Origin of the sequence: Variovorax brevis (assembly GCF_030317105.1) — a bacterium.
Taxonomy (GTDB): Bacteria; Pseudomonadota; Gammaproteobacteria; order Burkholderiales; family Burkholderiaceae_C; genus Variovorax; species Variovorax brevis.
Genome location: NZ_JASZYG010000001.1, coordinates 961,238 through 975,437, shown reverse-complemented (window position 1 = coordinate 975,437; position 14,200 = coordinate 961,238). Strand labels below are relative to the sequence as shown.

At 65.3% G+C, this 14,200-nt stretch carries 15 protein-coding genes; 11 read left to right on the top strand and 4 right to left on the bottom strand.

Annotation, left to right across the window (positions count from 1 at the left end; genetic code table 11):
• The first annotated feature begins 1 nt into the window (after position 1).
• Genes QTI66_RS04185 through QTI66_RS04175 form a run of 3 tightly spaced genes read left to right on the top strand, consistent with a single transcriptional unit; the run spans position 2 to position 3,289 of the window.
• Positions 2-1,099, top strand: a complete 1,098-nt coding sequence (locus QTI66_RS04185; RefSeq protein WP_286557667.1) for a hypothetical protein — start codon at positions 2-4, stop codon at positions 1,097-1,099.
• Positions 1,096-2,292, top strand: a complete 1,197-nt coding sequence (locus QTI66_RS04180) for a DUF5624 domain-containing protein (RefSeq protein ID WP_286557666.1) — start codon at positions 1,096-1,098, stop codon at positions 2,290-2,292. Before QTI66_RS04185 ends, QTI66_RS04180 begins: the two co-directional genes overlap by 4 nt.
• A gap of 28 nt (positions 2,293-2,320) precedes the next feature.
• Positions 2,321-3,289, top strand: coding sequence for a Bug family tripartite tricarboxylate transporter substrate binding protein (locus QTI66_RS04175; protein WP_286557665.1), 969 nt, complete (start codon positions 2,321-2,323; stop codon positions 3,287-3,289).
• Between the two features lie 31 nt (positions 3,290-3,320).
• Here the strand turns inward: QTI66_RS04175 and QTI66_RS04170 are convergent, their stop codons facing one another.
• The gene (locus tag QTI66_RS04170) at positions 3,321-3,461 is read right to left on the bottom strand and encodes a hypothetical protein (RefSeq protein WP_286557664.1); all 141 of its coding nucleotides are present in this window, start codon (positions 3,459-3,461) and stop codon (positions 3,321-3,323) included.
• On the opposite strand from QTI66_RS04170, the gene QTI66_RS04165 reads away from it, so the two are divergent.
• A complete protein-coding gene (locus QTI66_RS04165) occupies positions 3,456-3,608 on the top strand; it encodes a DUF2200 family protein (protein ID WP_286557663.1) in 153 nt (50 codons plus the stop codon). The two genes, QTI66_RS04170 and QTI66_RS04165, sit on opposite strands and share 6 nt — an antisense overlap.
• Positions 3,609-3,777: 169 nt before the next feature.
• Entirely contained in the window at positions 3,778-5,070 is a 1,293-nt protein-coding gene (locus QTI66_RS04160) for a glycosyltransferase (protein ID WP_286557662.1), read from the top strand.
• A gap of 9 nt (positions 5,071-5,079) precedes the next feature.
• Here the strand turns inward: QTI66_RS04160 and QTI66_RS04155 are convergent, their stop codons facing one another.
• Positions 5,080-6,234, bottom strand: a complete 1,155-nt coding sequence (locus QTI66_RS04155; RefSeq protein ID WP_286557661.1) for a CAP domain-containing protein — start codon at positions 6,232-6,234, stop codon at positions 5,080-5,082.
• Between the two features lie 262 nt (positions 6,235-6,496).
• On the opposite strand from QTI66_RS04155, the gene QTI66_RS04150 reads away from it, so the two are divergent.
• Positions 6,497-7,309 carry a class I SAM-dependent methyltransferase gene (locus QTI66_RS04150; RefSeq protein ID WP_286557660.1) on the top strand — a complete coding sequence of 271 codons (813 nt, stop codon included), beginning with the start codon at positions 6,497-6,499 and terminating at the stop codon, positions 7,307-7,309.
• 203 nt (positions 7,310-7,512) lie between these two features.
• On the top strand, positions 7,513-8,727 hold the full coding sequence (locus tag QTI66_RS04145) for an ABC transporter substrate-binding protein (RefSeq protein WP_286557658.1): 1,215 nt from the start codon (positions 7,513-7,515) through the stop codon (positions 8,725-8,727).
• A gap of 25 nt (positions 8,728-8,752) precedes the next feature.
• On the opposite strand, the gene QTI66_RS04140 is transcribed toward QTI66_RS04145, so the two are convergent.
• Positions 8,753-9,706, bottom strand: coding sequence for a GlxA family transcriptional regulator (locus QTI66_RS04140; protein WP_286557657.1), 954 nt, complete (start codon positions 9,704-9,706; stop codon positions 8,753-8,755).
• 110 nt (positions 9,707-9,816) lie between these two features.
• Here QTI66_RS04140 and QTI66_RS04135 point away from each other — a divergent pair, with 110 nt between their 5' ends.
• Positions 9,817-10,812, top strand: coding sequence for an SLAC1 anion channel family protein (locus QTI66_RS04135; protein ID WP_286557656.1), 996 nt, complete (start codon positions 9,817-9,819; stop codon positions 10,810-10,812).
• A 93-nt stretch (positions 10,813-10,905) separates the two neighbouring features.
• Here QTI66_RS04135 and QTI66_RS04130 read toward each other — a convergent pair whose 3' ends face one another.
• The gene (locus tag QTI66_RS04130; RefSeq protein WP_286557655.1) at positions 10,906-11,376 is read right to left on the bottom strand and encodes an NUDIX hydrolase; all 471 of its coding nucleotides are present in this window, start codon (positions 11,374-11,376) and stop codon (positions 10,906-10,908) included.
• Between the two features lie 179 nt (positions 11,377-11,555).
• Here QTI66_RS04130 and QTI66_RS04125 point away from each other — a divergent pair, with 179 nt between their 5' ends.
• From QTI66_RS04125 to QTI66_RS04115, 3 genes are all read left to right on the top strand, one after another.
• Complete coding sequence (locus tag QTI66_RS04125) at positions 11,556-12,443, top strand: SMP-30/gluconolactonase/LRE family protein (protein ID WP_286557654.1); 888 nt, start codon at positions 11,556-11,558, stop codon at positions 12,441-12,443.
• A 143-nt stretch (positions 12,444-12,586) separates the two neighbouring features.
• Positions 12,587-13,627, top strand: coding sequence for a L,D-transpeptidase family protein (locus QTI66_RS04120; RefSeq protein WP_286557653.1), 1,041 nt, complete (start codon positions 12,587-12,589; stop codon positions 13,625-13,627).
• A 40-nt stretch (positions 13,628-13,667) separates the two neighbouring features.
• Positions 13,668-14,183, top strand: a complete 516-nt coding sequence (locus QTI66_RS04115; protein WP_286557651.1) for a M23 family metallopeptidase — start codon at positions 13,668-13,670, stop codon at positions 14,181-14,183.
• The last annotated feature ends 17 nt before the right edge of the window (positions 14,184-14,200 follow it).

The window sequence follows — 14,200 nt, the reverse complement described above, 5'->3', positions numbered from 1 at the left end:
CATGCACTGCATCCAGGAACTCGATACGTCCGGCGCCCGCGCCGTCGAAACTTTTGTTCACGCGGGCGAGCGCTACCTCGTCGTGCCGCAACTCGCGTACGACGTGCCTGGCCAGCCCGCGTTGATGACGCTGGGCAACAGCGCCACCGATGCGCTGGTCTATCGCTGGGACGGTGGCCGCTTTGTCGAGCATGCGCGGCTCGACGTGCCGGGCGGCGAGGACGCGGAGTACTTTCGCATCGGTCAACGCGGCTTCCTGGCAACGGCGAGCCTGCGCACGGGCCAGAACCCTTACGACCTGAACGTGTCGTCGACGATCTTCGAGATCGTCGACGGCCGCTTCGAAGCCTTTCAGAAGTTGCAAGGGTTCGCGGCCAAGCAGTGGAAGCACTTCAGCTTCGACGGCCGGCATTTCCTGGCGTTCGCACAGAACGTCTCGATGCCCGACGAGACGCCTGCGCAACCCGCCGACTCCTGCATCTTTGAGTGGAATGGCGAGCGCTTCGTGCCGTTTCAAACGGTGCGCTCCGCATGGGGCTACAACTGGGCTTTCATGGAGGTCGGCGGCGAGAAATTGCTGGCGTACGCGGACCATGCCGTGCCCTCGCAAATCCTTCGCTGGAACGGCGACAACTTCGAGCCTTTCCAGGAACTCGAGGGAAAGACGGGCCGGGCCTTCTGCTTTTTCGAGGCGGAAGGCGAGTCGTGGCTGGCCTTTGCCAACCTTCACCACGACACGCTGCTCTACCAGTGGCAGGGTGGCCGATTCGTCGTGCACCAGACGCTCAGCGGCCCGGGCGGACGCGAGTTCGAATGGATCGCGACGGCGCAAGGCGGGCGGCTGGTTCAGGTCAACTTCCTGCACGGCACGCGTGAGCAACCCATCCCCGGACTGGACTCGGTGATCTATCGCATGGAGGGCGGCAGGATGCAGGTGGACCAAGCCTTCTCCACTTCAGGTGGCACCGACGCATGCGCCTTCGAGGACAACGGCCGGCACTACCTGGTGGTGGCGAACAGCCTGAGTGGCGCGGTGCGGTTTCGCACGCCCAGCCGCGTGTACCGGCTCGATGATGAAGGCATGAAAGGCGCGTCATGAGTGCAAGCGCATCGATCCCTGAAAGCCCCGAGCTGGTACGCCTGTTCGAGACCTACACCGCCACCGCCGACAGCATCGGCGCAAAGCTGGCGGCCCTGACGGCTTCTGCCACCGCCAACGATCCGCTGATCGTGGCCACGGCCACCGACATCGTGCTGTTTCCAGGCGGCGGGCGCGATCCTGAGATCCAGGGCTTTCGTTTTTCCACGCGCGGCTTCAAGGAGCTGGCAGGCATCTCGCACCACGGGCCGGCGGTCGCGTCGCTGCTCAAGATGCGCGAACTCGATCCGCAAGGCAGCCTTTGGCGCGACGAGTCGCAGCGACTCATCGAGAGCACGCGTGTCGCACGCGCGGCGAACTCTGTAGCCCTCTGGCGAGACCATATTGCGGTGGCCGCCTACCGTGGTCGCGAACAGGCGATTGCCAAACTCGTGAACTACTCGTGCGAACTCACTGAGCGCTATCTCGAGCGTGCCTTGCGCCAGCCCGGGAGCTTCAGCGCAGCCGACCTTCGCACCCACTACCTCGAAGCAAAGGGCGACGCCGCGGGCGCGACCGTGCCGATGAACGCGGTGATGATCGCGACCTTCTTCCTGGTTGGCATGGACATCGCACATCGCGTGATTGCCTGGCTCGATTGCCATGAGATCGACTGGAATCGCGCGATGGCGCTGATCGTCGGCAAGCAGGGCAGGCCGACCGCCGGCGTCACGTGGACCACGAATTCGGTGGCCGCCATGATCCTTGGCGCCTCGCGAAAACAGTTGCCGCTGGAGCGCCTGTACATCGCGCCGCATGGCCCGGACTTCCAGGTGGCAAAGCTGCCTGACCTTGCCGCCGTGCGTGCCTTCGAGGCGCCGATGCGCCAGCTGTGGACGCGCACGCGCACCGTCAGCGAACTCGGGCCGCTGATGTACGAGGGTTATCCGGCCTTCGAGCCCGGTTCCGTCATTCGCCCCGCGATCGATTCGAACACCACTTCGGTCGGCGAGATGCCCGCCATCGCCGGCCCGGACGACTGGCTTGCGCTCAACAAACGGCTGCGCGTGGTGCTGGAAGACCCGCGCCAGTTGCTGTCGGGCTGCGTGACCGACTACGCGGTGGACCAGTTGCAGGCCCACGGCAACGACCCCGCAAAGGTCACGGTGCCGGGGCTGGATGGCATCACGTATCCACCCCTGCGGGCGCGCTGACAAGACACACAACACACAGGAGACTTTCATGAATCTGCTCCATCGCCTTGTCGGGGCTGCCGCACTGTGCCTGGGCCTTGCGCCGACGGCCACGCTTGCCGCCGATGTCTGGCCCAGCCGCCCCATCCGCATCGTCACGCCGACACCGGCGGGCGTTGGGTCCGACGTGTTCGCGCGCATCTATGCCGAACTGCTTGGCAAGGCACTGGGCGTGCCCGTGGTCGTGGAGAACCGGCCGGGCGCGCTGTCGACCATCGGCACCGACGCTGTCGCCAAGTCGGCGCCGGATGGCTACACCATCCTGTTCTCGACCAGCAACCCGTTCACGATGACGCCCTTCCTGCTGTCGAAGCTGCCATACAACCCGCAGGCCGACCTGGTGCCCGTGACGCAGGCGCTGAAGGGCGGCTCGTTCATCATCGCCAACCCGAGGGTGCCTGCCGGCAACGTGAAGGAACTGGTGGCGCTTGCAAGGAAGGAGCCCGGCAAGCTGAGCTTTGCGTCGTATGGGTCGGGCAGCACGGCGCACCTGGGCTTCGAGCTGTTCCAGGAGGCGGCAGGCATTGAACTGCTGCATGTGCCCTACAAGCAGAGCGCCATGACGGACCTGATCGGCGGGCAGGTGATGCTCGGCTTCGAGCCGCCGGTCTCGGCACTGCCGAACATCAAGTCTGGCCGCATCAAGGCCATCGCGTACACGGGAGGCAAGCGCAACCCGGCAATGCCAGAGGTGCCGACGCTGGCGGAGAGCTATCCAGGGCTGGAAGTGTTGACCTGGCTGGGATTCTGGATGCCCGCCCGGACGCCGCCGGAGATCGTCGAACGCATGCACGCGGAAATCCGCAAGGCGACAGCGGCGCCCCAGATGCAAAAGGCCATCGCCGACGCGGGCCTCGAGCCGATGTCGACGACGCCGGCCGAGACGGCCGCGATCATCCAGCGCGAAGCGGACAGCCTTGGCCGCTTGATCAAGGCCAAGGGAATCCGGCTCGATTGAAGGGCCGGCGCCGCGCTGGCTTCCGCTCCGGCTACATCAGGCGTGTATCGGCGGGCGCCCTGTCTGTCCGGTCGTGCGCGTTGTCGACGAAGTTCAGGGGCGCGTTCGCCAGCTCTTCGGGGTCGACATCGTCCAGGGTGGGGACATCCAGCGTGTTGCGCAAGCGATGCATCCGAACAGTTCGCTCATCACGGGCGTGGTCTGCGGTGTTCGCGTGGAAGACATCGAAGATCCGCTCATGCAAAAGATTCGCCATCTGCACAAGCTGATTGACGAGTTGGCAAAGGGAAGGGCGATGGAAAAGATCCTGCGGCAATAGCACCTGAACGTCGACTTCTTGCGGATTGGCCTCTGTTGGACGATGCTGCAAACATCAACTTCCAGGGCGGGCCGGACTTCCGTCTGGGCGTGAGCTCGCAACTATTGCGTCAGAGCGTCATGTCGGCCCGCCAGGCCGCGCAAGGTTTTTCTGAAGGAGGTGTTCAGCCATGGCCCGGATGCTCTTCGCCACCGTACCGGTCATCGGGCACATCAACCCGCTGATTCCGCTGGCACGCTCGATGGTTGCGCGTGGCCATGAAGTGCGCTGGTACAGCGGCCGCAAACATGCCGCCCGAATCGAGGCGACCGGCGCGCACTTCACGGGTTACGCGGTCGCACGCGACTACGACGATCTTCAACTCGAGAAGGAATTTCCGGGGCGCTCTGAACTGAAAGGTCTCGATCAACTGCGCTTCGACCTGACGCGAATCTTCATCGACGCCGCGCCCGGGCAATACGCCGACATCTCCGCCATCGTGCGCGAGTGGCATCCCGAAGTGCTGGTTGCGGACCCGACGATGTTCGGTGCGGGGATCGCGCATGAACGCCTGGACATTCCGCTCGCGACCTTGAGTGTGCTGCCCTGCGTGCTTCGCAGCCGGGACACGGCACCCTTCGGCCTCGGCCTGCCGCCGGTGCCGACGGCCGCGGGCCGCGTGCGCAATGCGCTGCTCAACTGGCTCGTCGAGCATGTCATCTTTCGCGGCGTGCAGCGGCATTGGCAACGCACCCGTGCGCTCGTGGATCTGGAGCCCGCAGGCTTCCTGTTCGACGCGCCGCGGCACATTTCGCGATTCCTCCTGCCGACGGTTCCCGGCTTCGAGTACCCGCGATCGGACATGCCGGGCAACATCGACTTCATCGGCATTCTCCCGGTGGACCCGCCAAGCGGCGTGGAGCGTCCCGCCTGGTTCGACGAACTCGACGGCTCGCGGCCCGTGGTGCATGTGTCGCAAGGCACGATCGCCAACGCAAGGCCCGATCTCTTCGCACCGGCCATCGAAGGACTTGCAGATGAAAACGTGCTCGTCGTCCTGGCCACCGGCGGACGCCAGCCGCAGGAACTCGGCTTGGCGCGCGTGCCCGACAACGTGCGCGTTGCGTCCTTGCTGCCCTACGCGGACTTGCTGCCGCGAACGTCGGTGATGGTGACCAACGGCGGATACGGCGGTGTGCAGCTTGCACTCTCGCATGGTGTGCCCCTCGTCGTCGCCGGCACGACGGAGGACAAGCCCGAAGTCGCTGCCCGCGTGGCCTGGAGCGGCGCGGGCGTCAATCTTCGAACGTCGACGCCGACGCCGGACGCGGTGCGAAGCGCAGTTCGAAAAGTCATCGCGGAAGCTTCATATCGCGAGCATGCGAAGCGGCTGTCCCGGGAGTTCGCGCAGTACGACGCGGTCGCGTTGGGCACGGCGTCGATCGAGGCGCTGATTGGCGCGGGCAAACCGCGGCTCGCGTGACCGCTTCGCTCAGGTGCCGGTCCTGAACGTAAAGCTCTTCGTGAATGCGCCGGAGGCATTGGTGGTGATGGCCGGATTGGTGCCTGTGCTTGTCCTCACGCCATTCACGTTGGTGGTGGTCGTGTTGGTGCCGTTCAGCGTAACCGTGTACTCGGTGCCGGGCTGCAGCGGCACGTCCGGCATGACGACCGCCGCGTTCATGTCCGTGATGCTTCCGGTCGAGTCGTTGCGGGAATCGAGCACCGGGCGCAGGGCCACGGGCGAACCATTCGACTTGTTCACCAGGGAAGCGGACGTGATGCGCAGTTGCTGGCCTGTTCGCACCACCACCATGATGGGCTGCCCGATGGGCTGGACGCGCAGGTCGCGGCCCGGGATCGGGTTGGGCGACTCGTTGGTCAACTGGTAGGCCGTTCCGGTGGTGCCTTCGCACGGAAAGGTCTGCAGCTGTGCCCGGCCCGGCAACTGCGCTGTCGCGCCTTGCGAGATGCCCAGCGCGAGCGACGCAAGCACGCGCGGACCGAATTTCGCGGTGGTGTTGGTCATGTCCGAATTCATGACCGAGATGCCCAGGTCGCGCGACGAAGAGAGCAGGCTCAGCGCATGGAAGGGCGCGCTCAGGAGCCCGCGGATCGCTGCCTCCCCGTAGCCTGCGATGGCGCTGGAGCCATCGATCTCGCTCAGGTCGTCCTGGATGACTGAGAACGCATAGCCGGCCGCACGGGCGCGGTCTGCGGGGCTGTTTCCGGTGAACGCGGGCTTAGTGGGGTCCTGGAAGTGACCCGTGGCGAAGTTCAGCAAGAGGTAGTTGGCATGGCCGCGCACGGCCACGTCCAGCAGGGCGTTCTGCGCGAGCAGGCCGAAGCCGCAGCGTTGGCGCTCGTTGTTGAGTCGAGTGAAGGCCTTGTACTCCTCGGACGTGGCCGCGTAGGTCACGGGCGGAACGGAGGTCACGAGCGAGGCATCCGCGGGCAGTTCGGGCGTCGAAGGCGATGCGCTTGCATTGACGGCGGGCGATGCGGGTGCGCCGGCATTGCCATCTCCACCACCGCCGCCACCGCCGCCACCGCCGCCACCGCCGCCACCGCATCCGGCAAGTGTCAGCGCCGAAAGCGCGAAGGCAAGCGCCCGGAGGCGGGTCTGGGAGGCGGCGGCCGAAATCATGTTGACCACTGTAATCAATTGCGCCCCGGCAGGCTCCCTGCGAACGCCAAGGCGGTCCCGGCAACATGGCGGGCCAGTGAAAGATCAAGGTACGGGACTCGGCTGCGGTGTCGCCCATCGCACCTTGTGACGTTGACGAAGCCGGCGTGCACGGCCACCATGTCGCGTTGTCGCCGATGCCCGCCAGGCGGCGGACTTCCGGCAGAGGCCCGTCCCTCTCTGGTCAAAGCAAAGGCGCCGTTCAGACTTCCAAGGGGGATTTATGGCTGAAAGCGACAAGGTGTTCGCAGGCTCGATCCCGAAGTTCTACGACACGCTGATGGTCCCCCTGATCTTCGCGGACTATGCCGCCGACATGGCGAAGCTTGTCGCGGGCTTCTCGCCCTCGGCGGTGCTTGAAACGGCGGCCGGCAGCGGCGTGGTCACGCGGGCGCTTGCCCCACTGCTTGGCGCCGGCGCGCGCTACGTGGTGACCGACCTCAACCAGCCCATGCTCGACTTTGCCGCGGCCCGGCAGGGCTTCGATAGCCGCATCGAATGGCGGCAGGCGGACGCGCTGGAGCTGCCATTCGAAGATGCCTCGTTCGACATCGTTTGCTGCCAGTTCGGCGCGATGTTCTTCCCCGACCGCGTCGCCGGCCATGCCGAGGCGCGTCGCGTGCTGAGGCCCGGTGGGCGCTTCGTCTTCAGTGTGTGGGACCGCATCGAGGAGAACGCCTTTGCCGACGACGTCACCAACGCCGTCGCTGCGGTGTTTCCGCAAGACCCTCCGCGATTCCTCGCCCGCACGCCGCACGGCTATCACGACATTGCATTGATCCGCGAGGAATTGAGTCGCGCAGGCTTCGCCGATATCGGGATCGAGACGCATGAGAAGCTGAGTCGCGCGCCCTCGGCCCGCGACGCCGCCACCGCCTATTGCCAGGGAACGCCGCTGCGCAACGAAATCGAGGCGCGTGACGCCAGCTTGCTTCAACTCGCGACGGACCGCGCGACGGAGGCGATCGCCGGGCGCCATGGCGAAGGCGCGGTGGCCGGCAAGATCCAGGCGCATGTGATCGTGGCGGTGGCATAGCGCCAGTCCGGTGCAAAGCGCGCTGCAAGCGCGACCGCGATGCGCGCTGATGTCCCAGCGGCGATACACCCCACCGATGGTGGATGTTTTTCCCACGGGAAGCGAGCAGAATCGCGCCGCGACGCGCACGGGTCGGCGCGCGCCGCCGACGCCACCTTGGAGTGCGCCAACCGCATGCTGGCCCTTTCATCGGAAGGACTGCCATGCCAAGCCGCCGCTTGTTTGCCGCCGCTGCAGCCATTGCGGCGCTGGCCGCCTTCCCCTTGCTCGCATCGGCACAGAAGAAGTACGACCCGGGGGCATCGGACACCGAGATCCGCATCGGCCAGACCATGCCCTACAGCGGACCGGCGTCGGCCTACGGCACCATCGGCAAGGTGGAGACGGCGTACTTCAAGATGCTCAACGAGCAGGGCGGCATCAACGGCCGCAAGATCGTTTTCGCCAGCGTCGATGATGGGTACAGCCCGCCCAAGACCGTGGAGGCCACGCGCCGCCTCGTCGAGCAGGACGAGGTCTTGCTGATGTTCGGCTCGCTCGGCACGCAGACCAGCACGGCCGTGCATGCCTACCTGAACTCGCGCAAGGTGCCGCAGATCCTGCTGGCCAGCGGCGCGACGCTGTGGAACGACCCCAAGGGCCATCCGTGGACCATGGGCTACCAGCCCAACTACCAGACCGAGGCGCGCATCTATGCCAGGCAGATCCTGCAGACGCGCCCCAACGCGAAGATCGCGGTGCTCTACCAGAACGATGACTACGGTAAGGACTACCTGAAGGGGTTGAAGGACGGCCTGGGCGCGAAGGCGGCTGCCATGATCGTGAGCGAGGCGAGCTACGAACTGTCGGACCCCAACGTCGACACGCAGATGGTGCAGTTGCAGGCGTCCGGCGCCGACGTCTTCATCAACCTCGGGGGCCCCAAGTTCGCGGCACAGGCCATCCGCAAGGTCTCCGACCTCGGCTGGAAGCCGGTGCACTACCTCAACAGCGTGTCCAGCAGCGTCGGGCAGGTGCTGGCGCCGGCGGGCCTGGACAAGTCGGTGGGCATCCTCTCGGCCACCTATGGCAAGGATCCGAGCGACCCGTTGTGGGACAACGACCCAGGCATGATCGAATGGCGCGCCTTCATGAAGAAGCACTACCCCGAAGGCGATCTCGCCAGCAGCTTCAACACCTACGGCTACAGCGCCGCCTGGACGCTGGCCTACATCCTCAGGCAGTGCGGCGACAACCTGACGCGCGAGAACGTGATGCGCCAGGCGGCGAGCATGAAGGACCTGAAGGGTCCGCTCTCGATCCCCGGCATTTCAGTGGATACCAGCCCGAGCGACTTCGCGCCGATCAAGTCGATGCAACCCGTTCGCTTTGACGGCAAGACCTGGCAGAAGCATGGAGATGTGCTGTCGGGGATGTGAGCCTGAACGTGCGAGCACGTCCCCGTCACTTCGAAAAGCGCTTGCGGTATTCCACCAGGCTCACACCCAGACGGCGGCCAAAGGCGCGCCGGAACCCGTCGACATTCGCGTAGCCCACCGCATCAGCCAGTCGCTTGGCCGGCAGGTCCGACTCCTCGGCCAGGCGGCGGGCAGCGTCGATCCTTGCGTTCTCGACAAACCCGGCGGGCGTCGTGCCCGTCTCGCTGCGGAAGATCCGCGCGAAGCTGCGTTCGCTCATGCCGGCACGGGACGCCAGGGCGGGAACGGACAGGTCGTCCTTCAGATTGGCAAGAACATGGTCCTGTACGTCGCGCATACCGGAACGCTCTGCTGTTTGCGCCGCCAAATGCGCACTGAACTGGCTCTGGCCGCCGGGACGCTTGAGGAACATCACCAGTTCGCGCGCCACGCGCAGCGCGATGTCGCGGCCGTGATCTTCTTCCACCAACGCGAGCGCGAGGTCCATGCCCGCCGTGACGCCGGCGGAGGTGAAGAGCTTGCCGTCCTTGACGTGGATGGCGTCCGCTTCGACGCACGCTTGCGGGTATTCAGCGGCAAGGCGCGCCGTGGAATTCCAGTGGGTCGCCACACGCTTGCCGTCGAGCAGTCCGGCGGCCGCGAGCACGAACGCGCCGGTGCACACCGAGCCATAGCGTCGCACGACGCGACTCTGGCGCCGCAGCCAGTCCTGCACCAGCGCATCGGTTGCCATGTCCTCGATGTTGGGGCTGCCGGCGACGAGCAGCGTGTCGATGCGACCGCGATGCGTCGCCACCGTCGCATCGACAGCGAGCCGCAGCCCGTTGCTGCTTCGGAGCATGCCTTCTTCGGCGGCGATCACCTGCACCTGATAGGCGCGGGGCTTGCCAAGCTGACGCGACGCCTCGGCGAAAACGTCTGCCGGACCGGCGACATCGAGCAGCTGGAATCGGGGGAAGGCAAGGATGGCAATGCGCATGGCTGACAAGGCTCAATGATTGGCAGAAAACGTCGTGCGGTGGGTGCCGTGGGTGGCGGGCGTCTGGCAGAAAATACCATGACCTGCAAAAACTGCCAAAGGATTCCGCCATGCAAGGCCAGATGTTGAACCCGCCCGGCGCGGTTTTCGAAAACACTTCCGGTGAAAGCGCGCTGCGCAAGCTGCCAGTCAATCTCTTCGCTTCGGTCATGGGGCTCTCGGGTCTTGCGCTGGCCTGGCGATTGGCGCATGACAGCCTCGGCGCGCCGGTCCTTGTCGGCGAAGCCATCGGTGCACTCGCGTTGGGCGCTTTCGTGGTGATCTCGCTGGGCTATCTGGCGAAACTCGCCTTGCATCCGCAGGCTGTGCATGCGGAGTTTCATCACCCCGTGGCCGGCAATTTCTTCGGGACCATCGCGATCTCGATTCTCTTGTTGTCTGCCGTCGCCGAGCCTTACAGCGAACCGGCTGCGCGGGCGATCTGGATCATGGGCGTGGTAGCGACCTTTGCGCTCAGCTTCGTCGTCGTCTCCCGCTTGCTCAAGGGACAGGTGGAAGCGTCGCACGCCGTTCCGGCCTGGCTGATTCCGGGCGTGGCGACGCTCGACATCCCCGTGACTGGAGGCCACATGCCCATGGCTTGGGCGCCGGAACTCAACCTCATGGCCGGCGCTGTGGGTTCGGTGCTGGCGCTGGTGCTCTTTTCGATGATCGTCAGCCGTCTTGTGCACCGAGATCCGATGGCGGGCGCCATGACGCCGTCCCTGATGATCCTGGTGGCGCCCTTTGCCGTGGGCTTTCTTGCCTACAGCAACATCGTCGGCGTGGATCGCTTTGCGGCGCTGCTGTTCTACTTTGCGCTGTTCATGTTCGCGGTGGTCGTGCCCAAGGTGTTGCGCCGGAGTGTCAAGTTCTCGACCGCGTGGTGGGCCATCGGCTTCCCGATGGCGGCGCTTGTGAATGCGGCGCTGAAGTACGCGCAGTTCCGTTCGAGCGCGCCGCTTTGGTGGCTCGCGATGGCGCTCCTGGGTGTGTTGAGCGTGGCGATGGGGGTTCTTGCGGTGAGAACCGTGTGGGGCGCCCTCAACGGGAAGCTGTTCGCTTGAACGGGGGACGTCGGCCGGCGTGGTGATGGCGCAGGTGGCGTCAGCGGCGCTGGCTTGGCGCGCCTGCCTGACGCCCGGAGGCTCGCGGCGCCATCAGGGCTTCACCGCCACCGTCTTCACTTCAGGCAGCCCCTGGAACCGCGCCCAGTCGATGCTCTTGAAGACCCGCGTCAGGTTCTTGCCGCACCATTCTTCCAGGCGCATCACCGGTTTCCATGCATAGCCATCGACCTCTGGCACCTCCTGGCCGGTGATGCGGTCGGGAAACGTGGAATGGCAACGGCAGGCGTCGATGTCAATCGCGCCTGCGCCAACCTTCAAGCCGAAAAGATGCAGGCGCTTTTGCGGCAGGTAGTCGAAAAGGCCGAGTTCTGCCAGCTCGTGGGAATCGAGGTCCAGCGAGGTCTCTTCCCACGCTTCGCGCACCGCGGTAGCCCGCGCGCTTTCTCCGGCCTCCTGCATGCCCTTGGGCAGATCCCACCGACCGGTGCCGGTCGCATGACAGACCAGGACCTGTTGCCCGGTGTTCAATATGACGATGCCGCAGGACGTTACTCTGGTCATGGGGGATTTTCGTTTGTTGATCGAAGTCAGCGATGGGTCGAGCATGACTTCAGGCTTTCGTTTCGCTGCAGTCCATCGACGAGCAGATGGTGCCTTTCTTCAGATCCACCTGATGCGCTATGCCTTGACCGACATATCGGCGTAAGCTCTCGCACCTTGCAACTTCCACGAGGTGCGCCATGATTTCCCGAAACTTCATGCCAGTGGGTCATGTGTCGGTACGCGCGTTGGCCGCCGCGACTGCGTTGCTCGGCGTGGCCCTGCCGGCATGCGCCGACGAGATGCGGGCCGTGAAAGGCCTGGCCACCCCGGAGTCGGTGCTCGTCGGTTCCGATGGCCGGCTGTACGTTTCCGAGATCGGTGAGTTCGGGAAGGACGGCGACGGCAAGGTCAGTGTCATCGGCAAGTCGGGCACTGTCGAGCCGTTTGCGAAGGGCATGGATGATCCAAAGGGGTTGGCTGCGTTCAAGAACACCGTGTATGCGGCCGACAAGGTGCGCGTCTGGAAAATTGACAAGCAGGGCAACGCGACTGTCTTTGCCAAGGCGGAGGATTTCCCCCAGCCGCCGATGTTCCTGAACGATCTGGTGGTCGACGGCAAAGGCAATCTCTACGTCTCGGACAGCGGTGACCTCGAAAAGGGCGGAAAGGGCGCCATTTTCATGATCACGCCGGCCGGCAAGGTGTCCCTGGTCATCTCGGAGGCGCAGAACGCCAGCATCAAGAGCCCCAACGGACTTCTTTTCGAGCGTGCTGGAACCATGCTCGTGGTCGACTTCGCCAGCGGCGAATTGCTGCGGCTGGACCTGGGCAAAGGCTCGGTTGAAAAGGTCGCCGACGGGTTCGGTGGAGGCGATGGGCTGGCCCGCGACGCAGCCGGCGTCTTGTACGTGTCCGACTGGAAAAATGGTCGCGTCTGGAAACTCGACCTGAAGAAGCAGGGCGCGAAGCCCGAGGCCTACGCCCAGTCGTTCAAGTCCGCAGCCGACATCAGCTTGTCGCGGGACGGCAAGTTCATTCTCGTTCCCGACATGAAAGCCGGCACCTTGTTCTGGTTGCCGAAGTGAGCGCATGACCTGCGCCGCCGCCGGTTCGCTGGAACCGGACGGATGCGACAGGGGCCGATGTCTTGTGTCAGCTTGTGACTACAGGTGTTGATCGCCCGCGAACCCTAAGGTGCGGGTGTCTTCACTCCGTTGTCCACTCCACCATGACGTCCGCACGCCGAACCTTTCTCCACACCGCGGCGGCCTGCATTGCCGCAGCCACGCTTAGCGCCACGCCGTTGTTGGCGAATGCCGCAACAAGAACCGCCTCGAAGGCTGTCGCCGATGCGTCCGGCCCCGCCGCACTCGACAAGCTCAACGCAGCCAGCGAGACGCCGGTGCTCGCACAAGGCTCGCGTGGCGCCGCCGTGATGCGCGCGCAGATACTGCTCGACCGCGCATGGTTCTCGCCGGGCGAGATCGACGGCGGTTTCGGCGCCAACATGCGCCGCGTGGTGGCGGCCTACCAGAAGTCGTACGGCCTCGCGGAGACCGGCAAGGTCGACGCCGCGACGTGGGCCGCGCTGAAGGCCGACACCGCGCCCCTGTTTGCCACCTACGCCATCACCGAGAAGGACGTGGCCGGCCCCTACGCCCCGACCCCCAAGGAGATGGCCGACCGCGCCAAGCTCAAGTCGATGGGCTACGAGAACCTGCGCGAAGCCATCTCGGAAAAGCACCACATGTCGCCCAAGGCCCTGGCGGACCTGAACCGCGGCGCGAAATTCCAGGCCGGCGACGAGATCGTTGTCGTCAACGTCACGGGCGCAGCCGATGCCAGCGTGGTCAAGGCCGCCAAGTCGATCGAGATCGACAAAAGCGAACACATGCTATTCGTGCTCGACGGCACGGGCAAGCCGCTTGCGGGCTTTCCGATCAGCATCGGCGGGCCGCTCGACCCGCTGCCGCTGGGCAAGATGAAGATCATCAACGAGGTGAAGGACCCGACCTTCACCTACAACCCGTCGATCCTCAAGAAGGCGCCGGCGGATGCGGTGAAGGTGGAGGTCGCGGCCGGGCCCAACAACCCGATCGGCAACGTGTGGATGGGGCTGTCCAAGCCGCATTGGGGCATTCACGGCACACCGGCGCCCGATCGCGTGGGACATGAGGAAACCAATGGCTGCATCCACCTGACCAACTGGGATGCGGCGCGGTTGTCGCAGTTGGCGAAGGCGGGCTTCGCGGTCGAGGTGAAGGCCTGAAGGGCGGCTGATGTGCATGTGGCGACGACGACTGGCGGTGATGGCTGTCGTTTGGCTTGTTGTGCCTACTTGGGCGATGGCACAGAACGCCGAAGTCGGGAGCGCCGGGTTGGCGCTGCTCGCTGCCCGCACCTTGCAATTTCCGGTTGAAGGCATACGGCCTGAAACCGTGCGCGACACCTTCGACGACGGCCGCCCCGGCCACCGCCACGAAGCCCTCGACATCATGGCGCCGCGCGGCACGCCGGTGCGCGCCGTGGACGACGGCAAGCTGGTCAAGCTCTTCGACAGCAAGCCGGGCGGACTCACCGTCTACCAGTTCGACCCGGCGAGCCAACTGGCCTACTACTACGCACACCTGGACCGCTATGCCGACGGCCTGCGCGAAGGCATGCAGCTTCGGCGTGGAGACCTGATCGGATTCGTCGGAACCACCGGCAACGCGGCGCCCGATGCGCCGCACCTGCACTTCGCCGTGTTCCTGCTCGGGCCGGAAAAGCAATGGTGGAAGGGGACGGCGCTGAACCCCTACGGCGCCTTGCGCGCGGTTCGCTGACGCATCCGCCTTTGACG

Bases quoted from the DNA above. Each gene is read 5' to 3' on its own strand.
- QTI66_RS04185 (WP_286557667.1), top strand. From the start codon at position 2: ATGCACTGCATCCAGGAACTCGATACGTCCGGCGCCCGCGCCGTCGAA.
- QTI66_RS04180 (WP_286557666.1), top strand. From the start codon at position 1,096: ATGAGTGCAAGCGCATCGATCCCTGAAAGCCCCGAGCTGGTACGCCTG.
- QTI66_RS04175 (WP_286557665.1), top strand. From the start codon at position 2,321: ATGAATCTGCTCCATCGCCTTGTCGGGGCTGCCGCACTGTGCCTGGGC.
- QTI66_RS04165 (WP_286557663.1), top strand. From the start codon at position 3,456: ATGCATCCGAACAGTTCGCTCATCACGGGCGTGGTCTGCGGTGTTCGC.
- QTI66_RS04170 (WP_286557664.1), bottom strand. From the start codon at position 3,461: ATGCATCGCTTGCGCAACACGCTGGATGTCCCCACCCTGGACGATGTC.
- QTI66_RS04160 (WP_286557662.1), top strand. From the start codon at position 3,778: ATGGCCCGGATGCTCTTCGCCACCGTACCGGTCATCGGGCACATCAAC.
- QTI66_RS04155 (WP_286557661.1), bottom strand. From the start codon at position 6,234: ATGATTTCGGCCGCCGCCTCCCAGACCCGCCTCCGGGCGCTTGCCTTC.
- QTI66_RS04150 (WP_286557660.1), top strand. From the start codon at position 6,497: ATGGCTGAAAGCGACAAGGTGTTCGCAGGCTCGATCCCGAAGTTCTAC.
- QTI66_RS04145 (WP_286557658.1), top strand. From the start codon at position 7,513: ATGCCAAGCCGCCGCTTGTTTGCCGCCGCTGCAGCCATTGCGGCGCTG.
- QTI66_RS04140 (WP_286557657.1), bottom strand. From the start codon at position 9,706: ATGCGCATTGCCATCCTTGCCTTCCCCCGATTCCAGCTGCTCGATGTC.
- QTI66_RS04135 (WP_286557656.1), top strand. From the start codon at position 9,817: ATGCAAGGCCAGATGTTGAACCCGCCCGGCGCGGTTTTCGAAAACACT.
- QTI66_RS04130 (WP_286557655.1), bottom strand. From the start codon at position 11,376: ATGACCAGAGTAACGTCCTGCGGCATCGTCATATTGAACACCGGGCAA.
- QTI66_RS04125 (WP_286557654.1), top strand. From the start codon at position 11,556: ATGATTTCCCGAAACTTCATGCCAGTGGGTCATGTGTCGGTACGCGCG.
- QTI66_RS04120 (WP_286557653.1), top strand. From the start codon at position 12,587: ATGACGTCCGCACGCCGAACCTTTCTCCACACCGCGGCGGCCTGCATT.
- QTI66_RS04115 (WP_286557651.1), top strand. From the start codon at position 13,668: ATGGCTGTCGTTTGGCTTGTTGTGCCTACTTGGGCGATGGCACAGAAC.